Below are 21,224 nucleotides of genomic sequence, written 5' to 3' on the forward strand. Positions count from 1 at the left end.
CTCCTATAGTCGGCTCTCCCGCAGCAATGCCCGCATTCGAAGGAGAGCCGCATGTCCCGTTTCAGCTTCATCCGCCGCGCCGTCGTCGCGCTGACCGCCTTTGCCGCGCTGGGCGCGGCGCACGCCGAATCGCGCGAAGTCGTGATCGCGTACCAGGACATGGTCGTGCCGTGGCGCTATGCGCAGGCGAGCGGTGAAGTCGAAAAGGCGACCGGCTACAAGGTCACGTTCCGCAAGCTCGACAGCGGCGCCGACGTGATCCGCGCGCTCGCATCGGGCTCCGTGCAGCTCGGCGAAGCCGGCTCGAGCCCGATCGCGGCCGGGCTGTCGCAGGGGCTCGACATCTCGCTGTTCTGGGTGCTCGACAACATCAACGACGCCGAGGCGCTCGTCGCGCGCAACGGTTCGGGCGTCACCAACATCGCCGCGCTGAAAGGCAAGAAGATCGGCGTGCCGTTCGTGTCGACGTCGCATTTCCATACGCTCGTCGCGCTGCAGGCCGCGGGCGTCAATCCGAACGACGTGAAGATCGTCAACCTGCGTCCGCCCGAAGTCGCGGCGGCGTGGGCGCGCGGCGACATCGACGCGACCTACATCTGGGATCCGGTGCTCGCGAAGGTCAAGCAGTCGGGCACCGTGCTCACGACGTCGGGTCAGGTGGCGAAGGAAAGCGGCAAGGCGACCTTCGACGGCTTCGTCGTGAGCCGCAAGTTCGCGCGCGAGAACCCCGAGTTCGTCACGCGCTTCGTGAAGGTGCTCGCGGCCGCCGATGCCGACTATCGCGCGCACGCTGCCGCGTGGAAGGTCGGCTCGCCGCAGGTCGCGGCGGTCGCGAAGGTGTCGGGCGCGAACGCGCAGGACGTACCGGCCAGCCTCGCGCTCTACGCGTTCCCGACGCCGGCCGAGCAGGCGTCGCCGACGTGGCTCGGCGGCGGTGCGCAGTCGGGCGCCGCGAAATCGCTCGCGGCCACCGCCACGTTCCTCAAATCGCAGGGCACGATCCAGACGGTGCTCGCCGACTACTCGGCCGGCGTCGATCCGCAGTTCGTGCAGAAGGCCGCGCGCTGAGTGCGGCCACTCAACCCACTCGTCGCGGAGTCCTGAACATGAGCACGCTGGAAGTCCGTCAGGTATCGGTCGACTATCCGGGCGAACGCGGCCGGCCGACGACGCAGGCGCTCGCGCGCGTCGACCTGCGCATCGAGGCCGGTGAATTCGTCGTCGCGCTCGGCGCGTCCGGCTGCGGCAAGACGACGCTGCTGAACTGCATGGCCGGCTTCGTCGCGCCGACGACCGGCGACGTGCGCGTCGACGGCGTGCCGGTCACGGGCCCCGGCGCCGATCGTGGTGTCGTGTTCCAGAAATACGCGCTGCTGCCGTGGCTCGACGTGCTCGACAACGTCGCGCTCGGGTTGCGCTTCGCACGTGTGTCGAAGGCCGAACGCGAAGCGCGGGCGCGGGAGATGCTCGCGCTCGTCGGGCTCGACAGGCATGCGCATGCGCGCGTGTACGAGCTGTCGGGCGGGATGCAGCAGCGCGTCGGCATCGCGCGCGCGCTCGCGAGCGACCCGCGCGTGCTGCTGATGGACGAGCCGATGGGCGCGCTCGACGCGATGACGCGCGGCACGATGCAGGCGCTCGTGCTCGACGTATGGGCACGTACCGGCAAGACGGTGTTCTTCATTACGCACGACGTCGAGGAGGCGCTGTTTCTCGCGACGCGTCTCGTCGTGATGACGCCCGGCCCCGGCCGGATCGCGGAAACCTTCGAACTACCGTTCGCGCGCCGCTACGTCGAATCGCGCGATGCGCGCGCGGTGAAGTCGTCACCGGATTTCATCGCATGGCGCGAACGGCTGATCGCGTACCTGCATCGCGACGAGGCCGCCGAGGCGGCGGCGTGATGCACGAACTCGCGCGACAGGGCGCGTCGGTCGGACGCGGTCGGATCAGTACCTTGCACAGGCAGGACAGCATGAGCACGCAGGATTCTTGGGCGGCCGATCGCACGGCCGCGGAGCCCGGGCAGGATCAACGCGCGACGCAACGGCGTCACGCGGCGCGTCCGGCTCGCGCATCGCATAGCTACCGGTTGCCGGGGCAGGGGAAGACAGCCGGGCTGAGCGCGGCGACGGTCGCGGCACTGGCACTGCTGTGGTGGGTCGCCACCCATCGCCAGTGGCTGCCGCCGCTGTTCCTGCCCGCGCCGGAAGCCGTGTGGACCGCGTTCGTCGATGCGTGGCACGGCCGCATCCAGGGCGGCCTGCCGTTGTCCGACCATCTGCTGTGGAGCACCGCGCGCGTGTTCGGTGCGTTCGCGCTCGCGACCGCGATCGGCGTGCCGGCCGGCATCCTGATGGGCGTGAGCCGCATCGCGCGCGGCGTGCTCGATCCGTTGCTGGAGTTCTACCGGCCGCTGCCGCCGCTCGCGTATCTGCCGCTCGTCGTGATCTGGTTCGGCATCGACGAAACCGCGAAGCTCGTCGTGATCTTCCTCGCGTGCTTCGCGCCGATCGCGATGGCCGCGCGCGCCGGCGTGCGTGCGGCAACCGTCGAGCAGATCAACGCCGCGTATTCGCTCGGCGGCAGCTTCGCGCAGATCGTGCGCCACGTGGTGCTGCCGGCCGCGCTGCCGGAAATCCTCACGGGGCTGCGGATCGCGATCGGGTTCGGCTGGACGACGCTCGTCGCGGCCGAGATGGTCGCCGCGACGGCCGGGCTCGGGCAGATGGTGCTCAACGCATCGAGCTTCCTGCGCACCGACATCGTCGTGATGGGCATCCTGCTCATCGGCGCGATCGCGTGGCTGTTCGATCTCGCGATGCGGTGGGTCGAGCGGCGGGTGGTGCCCTGGAAGGGGCGCGGTTGACGCAGCGCGCAGGGCGCTCAGATGTGCTGGTGCACGACCGTCAGCGGCCGGCCGTACGCAGCGTTGAATTCGGCGATGAACGCATCGCTCAGCAGCCAGTTCTGGAAATTGAAGCCGAGATGGCCGAAGGCCCACGGCGGATCGTAGCGCCATTGCGTGACGGGTTGCCGATGGCCGCACGCGCCGCATACGAGCGGAGCCGCATCGTCACCCTCGAACCAGTCGGAAAACGCGTCACCCCATGCGGCGCCGAGCGCGGTCTGCTCCGCGTTGCACGCCGGGCAGAAAATCTCGAGGCCGTTCCCGCCTGCATCGAAGATGCGGCGTTCCACGTCGACCTCCAGCCAGTTCGGGATGGACGGCGGCAAATTTGCGCGCGCGTCGCAGGCGTTCGCATAAAGCGGGCCGGGTGGGTAACCGGTTCGGTCGATGGCCGTCAGATCGCTCTCCTTGAGCCCCCAGGTCGCGCCCCAGTCGCGATACAGGTCGCCGACGCGCGTCGCCGCGCCGACGATTCCGCGCGCCTGCAGCCACGCGATCATGCGCTGTGCCTCGGCGGGCGCTTCAGCGAGCGAAACCACCGGATCGACCAGATAGGTGAAGTTGTCGCTCATCGCACTCACTCCCCCATCGCCACGCCTTCCCGTCGCGGATCCGCCCCGCCGAACCACACCGTCTGCCCCTGCACGTTCAGCCGCTGGATTCCCTGCAGCCCCGAGTTCATCTCGACCACCCGCACGTCGTGCCCGCGGCCCTTCAGCCCGTCGGCGAGCGCATCGGACACGCGGCCGCGTTCGAGTTGCGTCGGCCCGTTCATCGACCCGAAGTTCGGCAGCGCGATCGCCTGCTGCATCGTCATCCCCCAGTCGAGCACGCCGACCAGCGCCTTCGCGACGTGATTGATGATCGCGGGGCCGCCGGCCGAGCCGACGATCATCGTCACCTGTTTCGTCTTCTTGTCGAACACGAGTTCCGGCGACATCGCCGAGCGCGGCCGCTTGCCGGGCTGCACGCGGTTCGCGACCGGCCGGCCGTTGTCGTTCGACACGAACGAGAAATCGGTGAGCTGGTTGTTCAGCATGAAGCCGCGCACCATCAGCCGCGATCCGAACGCATCCTCGATGCTCGTCGTCATCGACAGCGCCTGGCCGTAGCGGTCGACGATCGCGATGTCGGAGGTCGACGGCAACTCGGGGCTGCGGTCGTCGGCCATCGCGAGCGTCGCGCCCTGCGGCGTGCCGGCCTGCGCGACGCCCATGCTGCTGTCGCCGATCAGGTGCGCGCGCTGCGCGAGATAGGTCTTGTCGGTGAGGCTCGCCCAGCTGCCGCCCGGCAGCGGCACGAAATCGGGATCGGCGACATAACGCGCGCGGTCCGCATAGGCGAGCCGCCCGGCTTCGCTGAACAGGTGCGCGGCGAACGGCGTCGGCTCGTAGCCGACGTCGTTGCGCACCGGCTTCTGCGCGCCGATCTGCTGCCAGTCGGGCATCGCTTCAAGGATGCCGAGCATCTGCGCGATCGCGAGGCCGCCCGACGACGGCGGCGGCATCCCGCACACCACCGAGCGCCGGTAATCCGCGCACAGCGGCGCGCGCACCTTCGCCTTGTAGCGCGCGAGATCCTGCAGCGACAGCAGGCCCGGGTTGGTCGGGTGCCTGCGCACCTTCGTGACGATGTCGCGCGCGATCGCGCCGCTGTAGAAAGCGTTCGCGCCGCGGTCGGCGACTTGCCGCAGCACGGTCGCGAGCGCGGGGTTCTTCAGCACCGTGCCGGCCGCCTTCGGCGTGCCGTCCGGGTTGTAGAAATACGCACGCGCAGCCGGATCGTTCTTCAGGTACTTGTCGTTCGCGATCAGCGTCGCGAGCCGCGGGCTGATCGTGAAGCCGTGCTCGGCGAGCCGGATCGCGGGCTGGAACAGGCGGCGCCACGGCAGCTTGCCGTGTGCGCGGTGCGCGGCGTCGAGCATGCGCAGCACGCCCGGCGTGCCGACCGAGCGCCCGCCGACGACGCCTTCGTAGAAGCTCATCGGCTGGCCGGTCGGCCCGTAGAACAGGCGGTCGGTCGCGGCGGCCGGCGCGGTCTCGCGGCCGTCGTACGCCTGCGTCGCCTTGCCGTCGAAGTACAGCAGGAACGCACCGCCGCCGATTCCCGACGATTGCGGCTCGACGAGCGCGAGCACCATCTGCGTGGCGATCGCCGCGTCGATCGCGGTGCCGCCCGCCTTCAGCATGTCGTAGCCGGCCTGCGTCGCGAGCGGATTCGCTGCCGCGATCATGAAATGCTGCGAGGTCCAGCCCGGCTTGTCGGTCCAGCCGGACGACAGCTCGGGCGCATGGACGCCGGGCAGCGGCACGGCGGCACCCGATGCGGCGGCGACGGGCACCACCGCGCCCGACGGCGGCGTGGACGGGGACGTGCAGCCGGCGTTGAACGCGACGAGCGCGACGGCGGCGAGCAGCGTCCAGGAGCGCGAATGCGGACGAATCCGGTCGAACATTGAACCCTCGGCAGCAGTGAATTCGAAGGAGGCGACGATGCCGGCGCAACGCGGCTGCCCGCCCCGGCGCGCTATTGTCGCCGCGCGGCCGGCGGGTTGTCACCCGACAGGAAACCCTGACGCATCGCGCCGGGCCCGCCCCGGCCGGTCTTTCCGGCCTGTTCGAGGATGAACTCTATGAACGTCGACGTCGCGCGCGTGTGGTGCCGGTTCGGCATGTAGAGCATGTACATGTGCGTGCCGAAGATGCTGAGCCGGTACGCGTCGAGCGACGTGACGACCGTGCCGCGCCGGATGTCGTCCTGCACCACGTAGTCGGGCACGATGCCGACGCCGATCCCGCCGAGGATCGCCTGCCGCAGGAACAGGAAGTTCTCCGAAACCAGCGTGGGCTCGAGCAGCACCTCGTGGCGCTCGTCGCCGAGATACGCGGCGATCCTGAGCTGCCGGCCCATCACCGTCGCGGTGACGACCGGGGAGGCCGACAACGCGCCGAGGCTCGCCGGCATCCCGTGCTCGGCCGCGAACGCGGCCGATGCGCACGCGACGTAGCGCACCGCACCCATGTCGCGCGCGACGAGGTTCTGCGGCGGCTCCGGCATCACGCGCACCGCGATGTCGATCTCGTCGCGCATCAGGTCTTCCACGCGGTTCTCGAACACAACGTCGAGCACGATGCCCGGATGCAGCCGCTTGAACGCGAGCAGCCAGTCGGACATCACCATCTGCCCGTAGCCGCTCGGCACCGACAGCCGCACGCGGCCCTGCAGGTCCTGGCCGAGCGTCGTCACCGACTCCTGCGCAGCGAGCAGTTCGTTGCGGATGCGCCGCCCGTGCTCGTACAGCTTCAGCCCGATTTCGGTCGGCTCGATGCGCCGCGTCGTGCGCCGCACGAGCTGCTGGCCGATCGAGCGCTCGAGCTGGTTCAGCCGGTAGCTGACGTTCGCGCGGCTCATCTTGAGCCGCTGCGCGGCCTTGCTGAGATTGCCGGCGTCGAGGATCTCGACGAGCAGCGTCAGCGCGTTCAGGTCCATGCGTCGCATCTCCTGATCCGTCCCGTTTAACGGTCGGAAGCATTCAGTGTCAAGTCAGACTTGACAGCTTGTAAAAGCGGGAGGGAATTGTCAATGAATCTCGATCAATCGAGAATCAGGTCATGCCCGGCGTACGGCCGGATCTTGTCCCGCTTCGTGCGGGACCGGGGCAGGCGCCCCGGCGCCGCTCGCGTGGCCGCGAGCCACGAACCGGCGTCGCCGCGCCTGCCGCCGCGTCAAGGAGACACGATGAACTCACCCGCTTCCCCCACCGGCCCGGCCGGCACCGTCACGCGCGAGCGGCGCGACAAGGTGCTCGTCGTCACGATCGACCACGCGCCCGTCAACGCGCTGTCCGCCGACGTGCGGCGCGGCCTCGCCGACGCGCTCGACGCCGCGCAGGCCGACGACGCGATCCGCGCGGTGCTGATCGTCGGCGCCGGCCGCAACTTCATCGCGGGCGCCGATATCCGCGAATTCGGCAAGCCGCCGGTGCCGCCGTCGCTGCCCGACGTGTGCGAGCGGATCGAATCGGGCACGAAGCCGGTCGTGGTCGCGCTGCATGGCGCGACGCTCGGCGGCGGCCTCGAAGTCGCGCTCGCCGCGCATTACCGGCTCGCGGTGCCCGGCGCGAAGCTCGGGCTGCCCGAAGTCACGCTCGGCCTGCTGCCCGGCGCGGGCGGCACGCAGCGCGCGCCGCGCCTGATCGGCGCGAAGGCCGCGCTCGACCTGATGCTGACGGGCCGCCACGCGAGCGCGGACGAAGCGCTCTCGCTCGGCCTCGTCGACCGCGTCGCACACAGCGACGACACGCTCGCCGAAGGCCTCGCCTACGCGCAGGAGCTCGTATCGCTCGGCGCGCCGGTGCGCCGCACGCGCGACGCGCAGGGGCTGGCCGACCGCGCGGCCGCGCAGGCCGCGATCGACGCGGCGCGCGCCGAGTTGCCGAAGAAGTCGCGTGGCCTGTTCTCGCCCGCGAAGATCGTCGACGCGGTCGAGGCCGCGCTCACGCAGTCGTTCGACGCGGGGATGAAGCTCGAACGCAGCCTGTTCCTGCAGTGCATCGACAGCCCGCAGCGCGCGGGCCTCGTGCACGCCTTCTTCGCGGAGCGTGAAGCGGCGAAGGTGCCCGAGGCACGTCGCGCGAGCGCGCGGCCGGTCGAGCGGATCGGCGTGGTCGGCGGCGGCACGATGGGCGCGGGCATCGCGGTCGCGGCGCTCGATGCCGGGCTGCCGGTGACGATGATCGAACGCGACGAAGCGTCGCTCGCACGCGGCCGCGCGCACGTCGAGAAGGTGTACGACGGCCTCGTCGCGAAAGGGCGGATGACGCCGGCCGCGCACGCCGCGCGGCTCGCGCGTTTCAAGGGCAGCACGTCGTACGACGCGCTCGCGCAGGCCGACGTCGTGATCGAGGCCGTGTTCGAGGACATGGCCGTGAAAAAGGCCGTGTTCGCCGAACTCGCGCGCGCGTGCAAGCCGGGTGCGGTGCTCGCGACCAACACGTCGTATCTCGACATCGACGAGATCGCCGCGAGCATCGACCGGCCGGCCGACGTGATCGGCCTGCATTTCTTCTCGCCGGCCAACGTGATGAAGCTGCTCGAGATCGTCGTGCCGGCGCGCGTGAGCGCCGAAGTGGTCGCGACCGCGTTCGCGCTCGCGAAGCAGTTGAAGAAGACGCCGGTGCGCGCCGGCGTGTGCGACGGCTTCATCGGCAACCGGATCCTCGCCGTCTACCGCACGGCGGCCGACTACCTGATGGAAGACGGCGCATCGCCGTACCAGATCGACCGCGCGGTGCGCGAATTCGGCTTCCCGATGGGGCCGTTCCAGGTCGTCGACCTCGCCGGCGGCGACATCGGCTGGGCGACTCGCAAGCGCCGCGCGGCGACGCGCGACCCGCGCGCGCGCTACGTGGAGATTTCCGACCGGCTGTGCGAGCGCGGCTGGTTCGGGCAGAAGACGGCGCGCGGCTACTACCTGTATCCGAACGGCGCGCGCGTCGGCACGCCGGACCCGGAAGTCGAGGCGATCGTCGCGGAAGAACGCGCGAAGAAGGGCATTACGCCGCGCACGTTCACCGATGAAGACATCCTGCGCCGCTACCTCGCGGCGATGATCAACGAAGGCGCGAACGTCGTGCACGAGAAGATCGCGCTGCGTCCGCTCGACGTCGACGCGGTGTTCCTGTACGGCTACGGCTTCCCGCGTTATCGCGGCGGCCCGATGCATTACGCGGACACGGTCGGCCTCGCGAACGTGCTCGCCGATATCCGCGCGTTCGCGAAGGAAGATCCGCTGTTCTGGAAGCCGTCGCCGCTGCTCGTCGATCTCGTCGCGCGCGGCGCGGATTTCGCGAGCCTGAACCGCCTCGACTGAACGCCAACCGCATTCGCCATGGACTGACGATGGACCTCAATTTCACTCCCGAAGAGGAAGCCTTCCGCACGGAAGTGCAGCGCTTCCTGCAAGCCGAACTGCCCGGGCGCATCGCGCGCAAGGTGAAGGGCGGCCTGCATCTCACGCGCGACGACATGCGCGAATGGCACGCGATACTCAACGCGCGCGGCTGGCTCGCGAGCCACTGGCCGCGCGAGTACGGCGGCCCCGGCTGGAGCGTCGCGCAGAAGTTCCTGTTCGACAACGAGTGCGCGCTCGCGGGTGCGCCGCGCATCGTGCCGTTCGGCGTGAACATGCTCGGCCCCGTGCTGATCAAGTACGGCGACGAAGCGCAGAAGCGCCGCTGGCTGCCGCGCATTCTCGACGGCACCGACTGGTGGTGCCAGGGCTATTCGGAGCCGGGCGCCGGCTCCGATCTCGCGTCGGTGAAGACGAGCGCGGTGCGCGGGCGCGACGCGCAGGGCGAGCACTACATCGTGAACGGCCAGAAGACGTGGACCACGCTCGGCCACTACGCGAACATGATCTTCTGCCTCGTGCGCACCGCGACCGACGTGCGCAAGCAGGAAGGCATCAGCTTCCTGCTGATCGACATGAACACGCCGGGCGTCGAGGTCCGCCCGATCATCACGCTCGACGGCGAGCACGAAGTGAACGAGGTGTTCTTCACCGACGTGCGCGTGCCGGCGGAGAACCTTGTCGGCGAAGAGAACCGCGGCTGGACCTACGCGAAATACCTGCTCACGTACGAGCGCACCAACATCGCCGGGATCGGTTTTTCGACGGCCGCGCTCGACCGGCTGCGTGCCGTTGCCGCGAAGGTCATGAAGAACGGCCGGCCGCTCGCGGACGATCCGTTCTTCGCGGCGCGCGTCGCGCGTGTCGAGATCGAACTCGAGAACATGCGCACGACCAACCTGCGCGTGCTGGCCGCGGTCGCGGGCGGCGGGGTGCCGGGCGCGGAAAGCTCGATGCTGAAGATCCGCGGCACGCAGATCCGCCAGGAGATCACCGCGCTGATGCGGCGCGCGATGGGACCGTATGCACAGCCGTTCATCGACGAGGCGCTCGATGCCGACTACGACGGCGAGCCGGTCGGCCCGGAAGAAGCCGCGAGCGCCGCGCAGCAGTATTTCAACAACCGGAAGCTGTCGATCTTCGGCGGCTCGAACGAGATCCAGAAGAACATCATCGCGAAGATGATGCTCGGGCTGTAACGAGGAGCGCGACGATGGATTTCCAGCACACAGAAGACCGCCGGATGCTGGCGGACACGTTGAACCGCTTCATCACCGAACAGTATGCGTTCCCGGTGCGCGATCGCATCGCGCAGTCGGCCGAGGGCTTCGATCGCGCGATGTGGCAGCGCTTTGCGGAACTCGGCACGGTCGGCGCGCTGTTCGCGGAAGCCGACGGCGGTTTCGGCGGCGCGGGCTTCGACATCGCCGTGGTGTTCGAATGCCTCGGGCGCGGGCTCGTCGTCGAGCCGTTCCTCGGTGCGCTGCTCGCGGGCCGCGCGCTGTCGCTCGCAGGCGGCGACGCGCATCGCGAGCGGCTCGCCGCGCTGATCGACGGCAGCGCGAGCGCCGCGTTCGCGCATGACGAGCCGGGCTCGCACTACGAACTGACGACCGTGCGCACGCGCGCCGAACGCTCGGGCGACGGCTGGGTGCTCGCGGGCGCGAAGGGCGTCGTCGACCAGGCCGCGCAGGCGGCGTTCTTCGTCGTCAGCGCGCGCGTGTCCGGGCAGGACGACGACGCGGCCGGCATCGGCCTGTTCGTCGTGCCGGCCGACGCGCCGGGCGTGTCGCTGCGCGACTACCGGAAGATCGACGGCGGCCGCGCGGCCGAAGTGCGCTTCGAGCGCGTCGTGCTGCCGGCCGATGCGGCGCTCGGCGCGCACGACGGCGAAGCGGGCGCCGAGTTGCTCGAACGCGTGCTCGGCTACGGGCTGCTCGCGCTGTCGGCGGAAGCGCTCGGCGCGATGGACGTCGCGAAGGAGCACACGCTCGAGTACCTGCGCACGCGCAAGCAGTTCGGGCTGCCGATCGGCAGTTTCCAGGCGCTGCAGCACCGGATGGCCGACCTGCTGCTCGAAGTCGAGCAGGCACGCTCGGCCGTGATCAACGCGGCCGCGCAGCTCGATGCGCCGCGCGTGGTGCGCGAACGCGCGCTGGCCGCGGCGAAATTCAGCATCGGGCGGATCGGCACGCTCGTCGCCGAGGAGAGCATCCAGTTGCACGGCGGGATCGGGATGACGTGGGAGCTGCCGCTGTCGCACTACGCAAAGCGCCTCGTGATGATCGATCACCAGCTCGGCGACGAGGATCACCATCTCGCGCGCTACATCGCGCTGTCGAAACAGTAAAGACGAACGACGCGAATGGAGGAGACAAGGATGACGAACGAATCGCGCGTTTTGCCGCTGGCCGGCGTGAAAGTGCTCGACTTCTCGCGCGTGCTCGCGGGGCCGTGGTGCGCGATGGTGCTCGCCGATTTCGGCGCGGAAGTGATCAAGGTCGAGCATCCGGCGCGCGGCGACGACACGCGCGACTGGGGCTTGAGGATCGGCGACACCGAAACGACCTACTTCAACAGCGTGAACCGCAGCAAGCGCTCGATCTGCCTCGACCTGCAGACCGACGAAGGGCGGCGGCTCGCGCGCGAGCTGGCCGCGCAGGCCGACGTGGTGCTTCACAACTTCAAATTCGGCGGTGCGGAGAAGCTCGGGCTCGGCTACGACGCGCTGGCCGAGCTGAACCCGCGCCTCGTGCACTGCGCGATCTCCGGCTACGACCGCTCGGGCGCCGAGGCCGCGCGGCCCGGCTACGACCTCGTCGTGCAGGGCGAGGCCGGGCTGATGGCGCTGAACGGCGAAGCCGGCCAGCCGCCGCTGAAGTTCGGCGTCGCGGCGGTCGACCTGTTCACCGGCATGTATTCGGCGCAGGCGATCCTCGCGGCGCTGTACGAACGTCATGCGACGGGGCGCGGGCGGCGCATCGAGATGGCGCTGTTCGACTGCGGGCTGATGATCACCGCGTACTACGGGCTCGACGCGCTGCTGATGGGCGAGGACCCGCCGCGCTACGGCAACGCGCATCCGTCGATCGTGCCGTACGGCGTGTTCGACGCGGCCGACGGCCCGCTCGTGATCACGGTCGGCAACAACCCGCAGTTCGCGCGCTTTTGCGATGCGATCGAGCGGCCCGACCTCGCCGCGGACGAACGCTACAAGACCAACCTCGGCCGCTCGGAGAACCGCGCCGACCTGCTGCCCGAGATTCGTCGCGAACTCGCGCGCCGTTCACGCGCGACTTTGCTCGCGGCGCTGGCCGACGCGGGCATTCCGTGCGGCGAAGTGCTCGGGTTGCACGAAGCGCTGACGTCGGAACGCGCGACGAGCGCGGGGCTCGTGACGCGGCAGCCGCATCCGGTCGCGGGCGGCGTCGACGTCCTGGCGCCGCCGTACCGGTTCGACGGCGCGCGGCTGCCGGTGCGCGGCGCGCCGCCGGTGCTCGGCGCGGATACGGAGGCGGTGCTCGGCGGCTGGCTCGGGATGTCGGCCGACGAGGTCGCGCGGCTGCGCGCGGATCGCGTCGTGTAGATCGCTTTTTTCCGCCACGGCGCGGGCGGGGTAGTCGACGCGCGCCGACCATTCCACACAACACCCTCGCAACGACGAGTTGGAAATGGAGACACCATGGAGCTTTCCGTCATCGAATCGGTCACGGCGCGCCGCGACTACCAGCAGCTCGTGCGTGCGCGGCGCCGTTTCAGCTTCACGCTGACGGCACTGATGATCGCCACGTACTACGGCTTCATCCTGCTCGTCGCGCTCGCGCCGCACGTGCTCGCGGCGCCGCTGTATCGCGGCGCGACGACGACGGTCGGAATCGCCGCGGGCGTCGCGATCATCCTGGTCGCGATCGGGTTGACCGCGTGTTACGTGCTGCGCGCGAACCGTGCGTTCGACCGCCGCGTCGACGCGCTCCTGCAGCGTTCGTGAAGGAGGCCGACATGCGACGTACCTCGATCGCGCTCCGCGCGCTTGCCGTTCCCGCGGCCCTCGTTTCGTCTGCCGCGCATGCGGTATCGGTCGCGGGCCCGATGCCCGACAAGGTCGAACTGAACCCGGTCGCGATCGGGATGTTCTTCGCGTTCGTGTTCGCGACGCTCGCGCTCACGCGCTGGGCCGCGCGCCGCACGCGCTCGACACGCGACTTCTACACGGCCGGCGGCGGCATCACCGGGCTGCAGAACGGGCTCGCGATCGCGGGCGACTACATGTCGGCCGCGTCGTTCCTCGGGCTGTCGGGGATGGTGTTCATGTTCGGCTTCGACGGGCTCATCTACTCGATCGGCTTTCTCGTCGGCTGGCCGTTCGTGATGTTCCTGATCGCCGAACCGCTGCGCAATCTCGGCAAGTTCACGTTCGTCGACGTCGTTGCGTACCGCTTCGCACAGCGGCCGATCCGGCTGCTGACGTCCGCGAATTCGCTGACCATCGTCGTGCTGTACCTCGTCGTGCAGATGGTCGGTGCGGGCAAGCTGATCCAGCTGCTGTTCGGGCTGTCGTACGGGACGGCCGAGCTGATCGTCGGCGTGCTGATGGTCGTCTACGTGTTCTTCGGCGGGATGACCGCGACCACCTGGGTGCAGGTGATCAAGGCCGTGCTGCTGCTGTGCGGCGCGACGCTGCTCGTCGTGCTCGCGCTCGCCGAATTCGGCTTCAGCGTCGACGAGATGTTCCGCCGCGCGGTGGCCGTGCATCCGGGCGCGCTGTCGATCATGGGCCCCGGCAAGCTGATCCGCGATCCGGCCAACGCGCTGTCGCTCGGCATCGCGCTGATGTTCGGCACGGCCGGCTTCCCGCACATCCTGATGCGCTTCTTCACGGTGCCGAACGCGAAGGAGGCGCGCAAGTCGGTGCTCTATGCGACCGGCTTCATCGGCTACTTCTACCTGCTGACCTTCGTGATCGGCTTTTCGGCGATCGTGCTGCTCGCGCAGCATCCGGAATTCTTCAAGCTGGGTGCCGACGGGTCCTTCAACCTGACGCACGACCTGCTCGGCGGCTCGAACATGGTCGCTGTGAAGCTCGCGCAAGCGGTCGGCGGGAACTGGTTCTACGGGTTCATCGCGGCGGTCACGTTCGCGACGATCCTCGCGGTGGTCGCGGGCCTCACGCTCGCCGGTGCGACGACGATCTCGCATGACCTGTACGCGCAGATGTGGGCGCGCGGCAAGCCCGACGAGCGCCTCGAGATGCGTATCTCGCGCGCGGCGACGATTGCGTTGTCGGCGGTCGCGATCGGGCTGTCGATCCTGTTCGAGCACGTGAATGTCGCGTTCATGGTCGGCCTCGTCGCGGCGGTGGCCGCGAGCGCGAATTTCCCGGTGCTCGCGATGTCGATCTTCTGGCGCGGGATGACGACGCGCGGCGCGGTGCTCGGCGGCGGCCTCGGCCTCGTGTCGGCGGTCACGCTCACGGTGCTGTCGAAGTCGGTGTGGGTCGACGTGCTGCATCACGCGCACGCGCCGGTGTTCCTCGACAACCCGGCGCTCGTGTCGGTGCCGCTCGCGTTCGTCGGGATCGTCGTCGGTTCGCTCGCGGATCGCGGCGAGCGTGCACGGCGCGAGCGCGACGCGTTCGCGCAGCAGGAGTTCTACGCGCAGACGGGCTTGCTGGCCGGCGAGGCCGTGCAGCACTGATTCATCTGAAGAATTCACCAATCCGTCCGAATCCCCGGACGGATATTTTCCGGAAATCCGGAAAGCCGGATTTCCTTGCCTGCCGCATTATGAGAAATACAATGAAAACAACGGCTTGAGGGGTTACGGAAACCTGGCATCGACCTTGCGATATAAAGCGCACGGCCATCCCCCGGCCGAACTACTACAGCAAGCAAGGAGACAACCGATGACCACTGCCTTCCTCCCCCTCCGGATGTCCTGAGGCATCGCTTGTTGCGGCACGGCAGCCGCGCGGGCGATTTGTTTCCCCCTGACATTCGTCCGCGCGCGTGACGCCGTTTCCATCGGCTCATCTACTTCAGCAGGAACCATCGTGAAGAAGAAACCCTTCTACAAAGTGCTCTATGTGCAGGTGATCTTCGCCATCATCGTCGGCGTGATCCTCGGCCATTTCTACCCGTCGATCGCCACCGACATGAAGCCGCTCGGCGACGGCTTCATCAAGCTGATCAAGATGGTCATCGGCCCGATCATCTTCTGTACGGTCGTCACCGGCATCGCCGGCATGGAGGACATGAAGAAGGTGGGCCGCGTCGGCGGCAAGGCACTCCTGTACTTCGAGATCGTGTCGACCTTCGCGCTGGTGCTCGGCCTCGCGGCCACGCACATCCTGCGTCCGGGCGTCGGCTTCAACATCGATCCGGCGACGCTCGACGGCAAGGCCGTCGCGTCTTACGCGGCGAAGGCGCACGGGCAGTCGACGGTCGACTTCCTGATGCACATCATCCCGAACACGATGGTCGATGCGTTCGCGCAGGGCGAGATCCTGCAGATCCTGCTGATCGCACTGCTGTTCGGCAGCGTGCTCGCGCACCTCGGCGAGCGCGGGAAGGTCGTCACCGACTTCATCGACGGGCTCACGCGCGTGCTGTTCGGCATCGTGCACATCGTCACGAAGCTGGCACCGATCGGCGCGTTCGGCGCGATGGCGTTCACGATCGGCAAGTACGGCGTCGGCTCGCTGGTGCCGCTGCTCAAGCTGATCGGCACGTTCTACCTGACGTCTGTCGTGTTCGTGCTCGTCGTGCTCGGCACGATCGCCCGCGTCACGGGCTTCTCGATCATCCGCTTCGTGTCCTACATCAAGGAAGAGCTGCTGATCGTGCTCGGCACGAGCTCGTCGGAAGCCGCGCTGCCGCAGCTGATGGAAAAGCTCGAGAAGGCCGGCTGCTCGCGTTCGGTCGTCGGCCTCGTCGTGCCGACCGGCTATTCGTTCAACCTCGACGGCACCAACATCTACATGACGATGGCCGTGCTGTTCATCGCGCAGGCGACCAACATCGAACTGACGTGGATGCAACAGCTCACGCTGCTCGCGGTCGCGATGCTGACGTCGAAGGGCGCAAGCGGTGTCACGGGCGCGGGCTTCATCACGCTCGCCGCGACGCTGGCCGTCGTGCCGACGATCCCGCTGTCGGGCATGGTGCTGATCCTCGGCATCGACCGCTTCATGAGCGAATGCCGCGCGCTGACCAACATCGTCGGCAACGGCGTCGCGACGGTCGTCGTGTCGGCATGGGAGAAGGAACTCGACCGCAACAAGCTGCGCCAGGCGCTGAAGGGCGGCGGCGAAGTCACGCCGACCGAGACGGCCGGCGTCTGACGTCATGAAGGGGCAGGCGGCGGCATCGCCCGCGGGCGGTGCGGCCCGCGGCGGCCAGGGCGGGCAGGTGGAGGCCTATGACACAATAGGCGATCCGCATCGCCAGGAAGCCTCGACCGTGACGCGCCGCCTGCTCATTCTCGTCGTGCTTGCCGCCGCGCTCGCCGCGGCGTGCACGCTGACGTGGACGATCACCTGGCGGCGCGGCGTCGCAGAGTTGCAGCGCAACGCCGCGGTGCGCGTCGACCGCACCACCAACGCGCTCAAGAGCACGCTCGACCGCTACGAATCGCTGCCTTATCTGCTCGGTAGCCATCCGTACGTGCAGGACCTGCTCGCCGAGCCGAAGCGCACCGACTACACCGCACGCGTCAACCGCTATCTCGAAGACCTCAACGAACACGCGCACGCGACCGTCACCTACGTGATCGGCGCGGACGGCCTGTGTGTCGCCGCCAGCAACTGGCGCGCGCCCGATAGCTTCGTCGGGATCGAATACCGCTTCCGCCCGTATTTCCTCGATGCGATGAACGGCCAGGTCGGCCGCTTCTTCGGGATCGGCACGATCTCGCGCGATCCCGGCTACTACATCTCGCAGCCCGTGTGGCGCGACGGCAGGATCGCGGGCGTCGTCGTCGTGAAGCTCAACCTCGAATGGTTCCAGGGCGCCGATGCGTCCGAGCCGCTCGTCGTCGCGGACGACCACGGCGTCGTGTTCCTGTCGTCGGTGCCAGCCTGGAAGTACCACACGCTGCGGCCGCTGACGGGGTCCGTCGCCGCGTCGATCTACGAGACGCGCCAGTACGCGCAGCAGCCCGTCACGCCATTGCCGCTGCGCATCGAGCAGGTGCTGGGCCCCGATGCGGAAATCGTGCGTCTCGGCGCGGGCCTGCGCGCGCCGCGCTACCTCGCGAGCAAGCGCCGGATCGGCGAGCCCGACTGGCTGCTCGTCACGCTGGCGCCGATCGCGCCCGTCGACGCCGATGCGCGCAACGCGACGATCGTCACGGGCTTCGGCTTCGTGTCGGTCGCGCTGCTCGCGTTCTACTGGCGGATGCGCCGCGCGCGCGTGCGCGAAATGATTCGCGGCCGCGCGTTGCTGCAGCAGGCGTACGCGGAGTTGAACCGGCGCGTCGAAGAGCGCACGGCCGACCTGTCGGAAGCGAACGAGCAACTGCAGAAGGAGGTCGGCGACCGGATCCGCGCGGAACAGGAACTGCGCGCCGCGCACGACGAACTGATCCAGGCGAGCAAGCTCGCCGCACTTGGCCAGATGGCGGCCGGCATCACGCACGAACTGAACCAGCCGCTCGCGGCGCTGCGCAGTTTCTCGGACAACACGCGTGTGCTGCTCGATCGCGGCGAGCAGGCGGCCGCGCGCGAGAACCTCGAGGCGATCGCCGCGCTCACGGAGCGGATGGGCAAGATCACGAACCAGCTGAAGCTGTTCGTCGGCCGCGCGAAGCCGCGCAACGAGCAGGCGCTCGTCGTGCGCGCGCTGCGCAGCGTGCTGTCGTTGCTCGACGAGCGCCTGCGCGGCGTCGCACTCACGCTGACGTTGCAGGATGCGACCGTGTCGCCCGCGCACGATGCGCCGCTCGACCTGGCGCGCGACTATCCCGAACTCGTCGCGCGCTGCGAGGACCTGCGCCTCGAACAGGTGCTGATCAACCTGCTCGGCAACGCGCTCGACGCGGTCGCCGGCGTGGCGGCGCCAGCGATCGAGGTGACGGTCGCGGTGTCGGCCGCGACGCTCGCGATCGAGGTGCGCGACAACGGCTCCGGCATCGCGCCCGACCTGCTGCCGCGCCTGTTCGAGCCGTTCTTCACGACCAAGGAAATGGGGCGCGGGCTCGGGCTCGGGCTCGCGATCTCGTCGTCGATCGCGAGCGACGCGGGCGGCGCGCTGACCGCGCGCAACGCGCCGTCGGGCGGCGCGCTGTTCGTCTTGACGCTGCGGCGCGCCCGCACGCATCATCCGGACTCCGTGTCCGAGCCGGCGGGCTCGCGCTAGGCGCGCCATGCCGCCCGCCCGATCGGTGCACGATCGGTATCAACCGACGCCGCGCGCGCTGCCGCCGTGCGGCCCGTCAGGAGCAAGTGAGTACGATGGCCAACCGCCTGCAAGTGATCTATATCGAAGACGATGCGCTCGTTCGCCGGGCAAGCGTGCAGAGCCTTCAGCTGGCGGGGTTCGACGTCGCCGGCTTCGAGTCGGCCGAGGCAGCCGAGAAGGCGATCGTCGCGGATACCGCCGGCGCGATCGTCAGCGACATCCGGCTGCCCGGCGCGAGCGGGCTCGACGTGCTCGCGCAGTGCCGCGAGCGCGTGCCCGACGTGCCCGTGATCCTCGTCACCGGGCACGGCGACATCTCGATGGCCGTGCAGGCGATGCGCGACGGCGCATACGACTTCATCGAAAAACCGTTCGCGGCCGAGCGCCTGATCGAGACGGTGCGCCGTGCGCTCGAGCGGCGCGAGCTGGTGCTCGAGAACCACGCGCTGCGACGCGAGCTTGCCGGGCAGAACGTGGTCGCGCCGCGCATCATCGGCCGCAGCCCCGCGATCGAGCAGGTGCGCAAGCTGATCGCGAACGTCGCGCCGACCGACGCGTCGGTGCTGATCAACGGCGACACGGGCGCCGGCAAGGAGCTGATCGCGCGCAGCCTGCACGAGCTGTCGCCGCGTCGCGACAAGCCGTTCATCGCGGTGAACTGCGGCGCGCTGCCCGAGCCGATGTTCGAATCGGAGATGTTCGGCTACGAGCCCGGCGCGTTCACCGGCGCCGCGAAGCGCCGGGTCGGCAAGCTCGAGTACGCATCCGGCGGCACCTTGTTCCTCGATGAAATCGAAAGCATGCCGCTCGCGCTGCAGGTGAAGCTGCTGCGCGTGCTGCAGGACGGCGTACTGGAGCGGCTCGGCTCGAACCAGCCGATTCGCGTGAACTGCCGCGTCGTCGCGGCCGCGAAGGGCGACATGAGCGAGCTCGTCGCGGCCGGCACGTTCCGGCGCGACCTGCTTTACCGGCTCAACGTCGTGACGATCGCGCTGCCGCCGCTTGCCGAGCGCCGCGAGGACATCGTGCCGCTGTTCGAGCACTTCATGCTCGATGCGGCCGTGCGTTACGCGCGGCCCGCGCCGGTGCTGACCGACCGGCAGCGCGCGAGCCTGATGCAGCGCGACTGGCCCGGCAACGTGCGCGAGCTGCGCAACGCGGCCGACCGCTTCGTGCTCGGCGTGGCCGACATGCCGCAGGAGACGGGCGCGAACGGCGGCGATGCCGACAACGAGCAGACGCTGAAGGAGCGCATCGAGCAATTCGAGCGCGCGGTGATCGCCGAGGCGCTGAACCAGACGGGCGGCGCGGTCGCCGCGACGGCCGACCGGCTGCATGTCGGCAAGGCGACGCTGTACGAGAAGATGAAGCGCTACGGGCTGTCGGCGAAAGGCGAAACCGAGCGCTGAAAAGCGAACGGACCGCGGAACCGGGTTGCCCGGTCGTGCGGTCCGTCGTGCGGGGAAGGGCGCGGCGCGCGGCCCTTCGAGCCGGATCGGGCGGCGCTCAGGCCGCGTTGCTGTCGAGTGCCTTCTTGAGCAGTGCGTCGAGTTCCGCGAACTGCGGTGCGCCGACGTAGCGCTTCAGGATCTTGCCGTCCTTGTCGACGACGAAGGTCGTCGGCGTGAGCTGCACGTTGCCGAACTGCTTCGCGACGCTGCCGTCGTCGAGCGCGACCTTGAACGGCAACTGGCGCGTCTGCGCGTAGTTCGCGACGTACATCGGCGGATCGTAGTTCATCGCGACCGCGACGAACTCCAGCCCCTGACCCTTGAAGCGATTGTAGGTATCGACCATCTGCGGCATTTCCTGCATGCAGGTCGCGCAGCTCGTCGCCCAGAAGTTCACGAGATAGACCTTCCCTTTCAGGTCGCCTGCGGTCGAGACCTTCTGGCCCGACAGCAGCGTGAACGTGGCGTCCGGCACGGTGGACTTGCCGTTGAACGCGAAGAAGCCGGCAACGGCGATCGCCGCGACGACGGCGGCGGCGACGATGTAGCGGACGGGGCCGGCGCTGCGCCGGGCGGGAGGCGTGGTGTTCATCTGGGGCTCTCGGAGTCGGTCGATGACGCGGATCGAAGCAAAGGACATCGAAATTCGGCGCTCATTTTAGCGCGAATGCGGGATGTGCACCGACGGCGGCCGCGCATCCCGGAATTCACGTTCGGCGGATAATGCCCGTTTTGCCTGCCCGCTCCACGCCATGCCGAAGGAAGTCACCGATTCGTTGCGCCCCCTTTTTCGTCCGCTGCGACAGTTCGCCGCGCTCGCGTGCATCAGCGTCGCGCTGGCCGCGTGCTCGCCGTCGTACGACTGGCGCACGCTGCACAACGACGCCGGCTACACCGTCGACCTGCCGGCGAAGCCGACCGTCGAGCAGCAGCCAGTGGCGATCGGCGGCGCGTCGATGCCGATGCGGATGCAGGCCGCGCACGTGGACGGCGCGGTGTTCGCGGTCGGCACGCTGACGCTGCCGGACGACAGCGACGACACGCGCCGCGCGGCGCTCGAGTTCCTGCGCACCGGGCTGTCGCGCAATCTCGAAGGCGCGCCGCAGACGGCTGCGGTGCCGGTGCCGCTTGCGGCCGGCGGCGCGGTGAACGGGCTCGAGCTGCGCATCGCGGGCGCGGCCGCCGGCGGCGATCGCGCGCGCAAGACGATCGTCGCGCGGCTTGTCGCGCGCGGCCGGCATGCGTACCAGGCCGTCGTGATTGCCGACGGGCCGCTTGCCCAGGAGCAGCTCGACCAGTTTTTCGGGTCGTTCAAGCTCGACTGACGGCATCGGCGAGCGCGCCGGGGCACTCCCTGACAACTGAAAGTTCGTTCGCAACTTTCGGCGCTAGTCGCCGGATTTTGCGAGGTTTTTTCGGCTATCCACAGCGCATGTGGATAACTTTGTTGAAAAGTTGCCCGAATTTCCCGCCAAGCCGCGCGGGACGGCCTTCCGGCCCATTTGGTCGCACGCTCGCGTTTTTGGAAAAGCCAATCAAAACAACGAGATACGGATT

At 68.9% G+C, this 21,224-nt stretch carries 17 protein-coding genes; 13 read left to right on the plus strand and 4 right to left on the minus strand.

Annotation, left to right across the window (positions count from 1 at the left end):
• Positions 1-51: 51 nt before the first annotated feature.
• From tauA to FOZ70_RS30805, 3 genes are read left to right on the plus strand one after another with little or no spacing between them, the layout of a single operon-like run.
• Positions 52-1,068 (plus strand): taurine ABC transporter substrate-binding protein, encoded by a 1,017-nt coding sequence (gene tauA / locus FOZ70_RS30795; RefSeq protein ID WP_027789032.1) that lies wholly within the window; start codon positions 52-54, stop codon positions 1,066-1,068.
• 38 nt (positions 1,069-1,106) lie between these two features.
• A complete protein-coding gene (locus FOZ70_RS30800; protein WP_048023884.1) occupies positions 1,107-1,904 on the plus strand; it encodes an ATP-binding cassette domain-containing protein in 798 nt (265 codons plus the stop codon).
• The gene (locus FOZ70_RS30805; protein WP_219707504.1) at positions 1,904-2,869 is read left to right on the plus strand and encodes an ABC transporter permease subunit; all 966 of its coding nucleotides are present in this window, start codon (positions 1,904-1,906) and stop codon (positions 2,867-2,869) included. The genes FOZ70_RS30800 and FOZ70_RS30805 overlap by 1 nt, the downstream gene beginning before the upstream one ends.
• A 17-nt stretch (positions 2,870-2,886) precedes the next feature.
• Here FOZ70_RS30805 and FOZ70_RS30810 read toward each other — a convergent pair whose 3' ends face one another.
• The 3 genes from FOZ70_RS30810 to FOZ70_RS30820 form a co-directional block, all read right to left on the minus strand.
• Positions 2,887-3,483 carry a hypothetical protein gene (locus tag FOZ70_RS30810; RefSeq protein ID WP_219707482.1) on the minus strand — a complete coding sequence of 199 codons (597 nt, stop codon included), beginning with the start codon at positions 3,481-3,483 and terminating at the stop codon, positions 2,887-2,889.
• 5 nt (positions 3,484-3,488) lie between these two features.
• On the minus strand, positions 3,489-5,366 hold the full coding sequence (gene ggt, locus FOZ70_RS30815) for a gamma-glutamyltransferase (protein WP_219707483.1): 1,878 nt from the start codon (positions 5,364-5,366) through the stop codon (positions 3,489-3,491).
• 71 nt (positions 5,367-5,437) lie between these two features.
• Positions 5,438-6,400, minus strand: a complete 963-nt coding sequence (locus tag FOZ70_RS30820; protein WP_059486914.1) for a LysR family transcriptional regulator — start codon at positions 6,398-6,400, stop codon at positions 5,438-5,440.
• 249 nt (positions 6,401-6,649) lie between these two features.
• Here FOZ70_RS30820 and FOZ70_RS30825 point away from each other — a divergent pair, with 249 nt between their 5' ends.
• The 9 genes from FOZ70_RS30825 (at position 6,650) to FOZ70_RS30865 (ending at position 19,625) form a co-directional block, all read left to right on the plus strand.
• Positions 6,650-8,782, plus strand: coding sequence for a 3-hydroxyacyl-CoA dehydrogenase NAD-binding domain-containing protein (locus tag FOZ70_RS30825; RefSeq protein ID WP_219707484.1), 2,133 nt, complete (start codon positions 6,650-6,652; stop codon positions 8,780-8,782).
• A gap of 29 nt (positions 8,783-8,811) precedes the next feature.
• On the plus strand, positions 8,812-10,020 hold the full coding sequence (locus tag FOZ70_RS30830; RefSeq protein ID WP_219707485.1) for an acyl-CoA dehydrogenase family protein: 1,209 nt from the start codon (positions 8,812-8,814) through the stop codon (positions 10,018-10,020).
• Between the two features lie 14 nt (positions 10,021-10,034).
• Complete coding sequence (locus tag FOZ70_RS30835) at positions 10,035-11,171, plus strand: acyl-CoA dehydrogenase family protein (protein WP_059586558.1); 1,137 nt, start codon at positions 10,035-10,037, stop codon at positions 11,169-11,171.
• Between the two features lie 30 nt (positions 11,172-11,201).
• Positions 11,202-12,407, plus strand: coding sequence for a CaiB/BaiF CoA-transferase family protein (locus tag FOZ70_RS30840; protein WP_060218611.1), 1,206 nt, complete (start codon positions 11,202-11,204; stop codon positions 12,405-12,407).
• A 96-nt stretch (positions 12,408-12,503) separates the two neighbouring features.
• Entirely contained in the window at positions 12,504-12,809 is a 306-nt protein-coding gene (locus FOZ70_RS30845; RefSeq protein ID WP_048023901.1) for a DUF485 domain-containing protein, read from the plus strand.
• Between the two features lie 11 nt (positions 12,810-12,820).
• Positions 12,821-14,515, plus strand: a complete 1,695-nt coding sequence (locus FOZ70_RS30850; RefSeq protein WP_048023909.1) for a cation acetate symporter — start codon at positions 12,821-12,823, stop codon at positions 14,513-14,515.
• 355 nt (positions 14,516-14,870) lie between these two features.
• A complete protein-coding gene (locus tag FOZ70_RS30855) occupies positions 14,871-16,160 on the plus strand; it encodes a dicarboxylate/amino acid:cation symporter (RefSeq protein ID WP_059489813.1) in 1,290 nt (429 codons plus the stop codon).
• A 4-nt stretch (positions 16,161-16,164) separates the two neighbouring features.
• Positions 16,165-18,174 (plus strand): ATP-binding protein, encoded by a 2,010-nt coding sequence (locus tag FOZ70_RS30860; RefSeq protein ID WP_059489815.1) that lies wholly within the window; start codon positions 16,165-16,167, stop codon positions 18,172-18,174.
• A 95-nt stretch (positions 18,175-18,269) separates the two neighbouring features.
• On the plus strand, positions 18,270-19,625 hold the full coding sequence (locus FOZ70_RS30865) for a sigma-54 dependent transcriptional regulator (RefSeq protein WP_027789045.1): 1,356 nt from the start codon (positions 18,270-18,272) through the stop codon (positions 19,623-19,625).
• 97 nt (positions 19,626-19,722) lie between these two features.
• Here FOZ70_RS30865 and FOZ70_RS30870 read toward each other — a convergent pair whose 3' ends face one another.
• Positions 19,723-20,259, minus strand: coding sequence for a TlpA disulfide reductase family protein (locus FOZ70_RS30870; protein ID WP_027789046.1), 537 nt, complete (start codon positions 20,257-20,259; stop codon positions 19,723-19,725).
• A 160-nt stretch (positions 20,260-20,419) separates the two neighbouring features.
• On the opposite strand from FOZ70_RS30870, the gene FOZ70_RS30875 reads away from it, so the two are divergent.
• The gene (locus FOZ70_RS30875) at positions 20,420-20,992 is read left to right on the plus strand and encodes a hypothetical protein (RefSeq protein ID WP_059651350.1); all 573 of its coding nucleotides are present in this window, start codon (positions 20,420-20,422) and stop codon (positions 20,990-20,992) included.
• Positions 20,993-21,224 lie beyond the last annotated feature (232 nt).

Origin of the sequence: Burkholderia sp. COPS (assembly GCF_019425585.1) — a bacterium.
Taxonomy (GTDB): domain Bacteria; phylum Pseudomonadota; class Gammaproteobacteria; order Burkholderiales; family Burkholderiaceae; genus Burkholderia; species Burkholderia cepacia.

Excerpts from the sequence above, each read along its gene's own strand:
- FOZ70_RS30800 (WP_048023884.1), top strand. The coding sequence starts at position 1,107 with ATGAGCACGCTGGAAGTCCGTCAGGTATCGGTCGACTATCCGGGCGAA.
- FOZ70_RS30865 (WP_027789045.1), top strand. The coding sequence starts at position 18,270 with ATGGCCAACCGCCTGCAAGTGATCTATATCGAAGACGATGCGCTCGTT.
- FOZ70_RS30820 (WP_059486914.1), bottom strand. The coding sequence starts at position 6,400 with ATGGACCTGAACGCGCTGACGCTGCTCGTCGAGATCCTCGACGCCGGC.
- ggt (WP_219707483.1), bottom strand. The coding sequence starts at position 5,366 with ATGTTCGACCGGATTCGTCCGCATTCGCGCTCCTGGACGCTGCTCGCC.
- FOZ70_RS30810 (WP_219707482.1), bottom strand. The coding sequence starts at position 3,483 with ATGAGCGACAACTTCACCTATCTGGTCGATCCGGTGGTTTCGCTCGCT.
- FOZ70_RS30870 (WP_027789046.1), bottom strand. The coding sequence starts at position 20,259 with ATGAACACCACGCCTCCCGCCCGGCGCAGCGCCGGCCCCGTCCGCTAC.
- FOZ70_RS30850 (WP_048023909.1), top strand. The coding sequence starts at position 12,821 with ATGCGACGTACCTCGATCGCGCTCCGCGCGCTTGCCGTTCCCGCGGCC.
- FOZ70_RS30845 (WP_048023901.1), top strand. The coding sequence starts at position 12,504 with ATGGAGCTTTCCGTCATCGAATCGGTCACGGCGCGCCGCGACTACCAG.
- FOZ70_RS30875 (WP_059651350.1), top strand. The coding sequence starts at position 20,420 with ATGCCGAAGGAAGTCACCGATTCGTTGCGCCCCCTTTTTCGTCCGCTG.
- FOZ70_RS30860 (WP_059489815.1), top strand. The coding sequence starts at position 16,165 with ATGAAGGGGCAGGCGGCGGCATCGCCCGCGGGCGGTGCGGCCCGCGGC.
- FOZ70_RS30830 (WP_219707485.1), top strand. The coding sequence starts at position 8,812 with ATGGACCTCAATTTCACTCCCGAAGAGGAAGCCTTCCGCACGGAAGTG.
- FOZ70_RS30835 (WP_059586558.1), top strand. The coding sequence starts at position 10,035 with ATGGATTTCCAGCACACAGAAGACCGCCGGATGCTGGCGGACACGTTG.
- tauA (WP_027789032.1), top strand. The coding sequence starts at position 52 with ATGTCCCGTTTCAGCTTCATCCGCCGCGCCGTCGTCGCGCTGACCGCC.
- FOZ70_RS30805 (WP_219707504.1), top strand. The coding sequence starts at position 1,904 with ATGCACGAACTCGCGCGACAGGGCGCGTCGGTCGGACGCGGTCGGATC.
- FOZ70_RS30840 (WP_060218611.1), top strand. The coding sequence starts at position 11,202 with ATGACGAACGAATCGCGCGTTTTGCCGCTGGCCGGCGTGAAAGTGCTC.
- FOZ70_RS30825 (WP_219707484.1), top strand. The coding sequence starts at position 6,650 with ATGAACTCACCCGCTTCCCCCACCGGCCCGGCCGGCACCGTCACGCGC.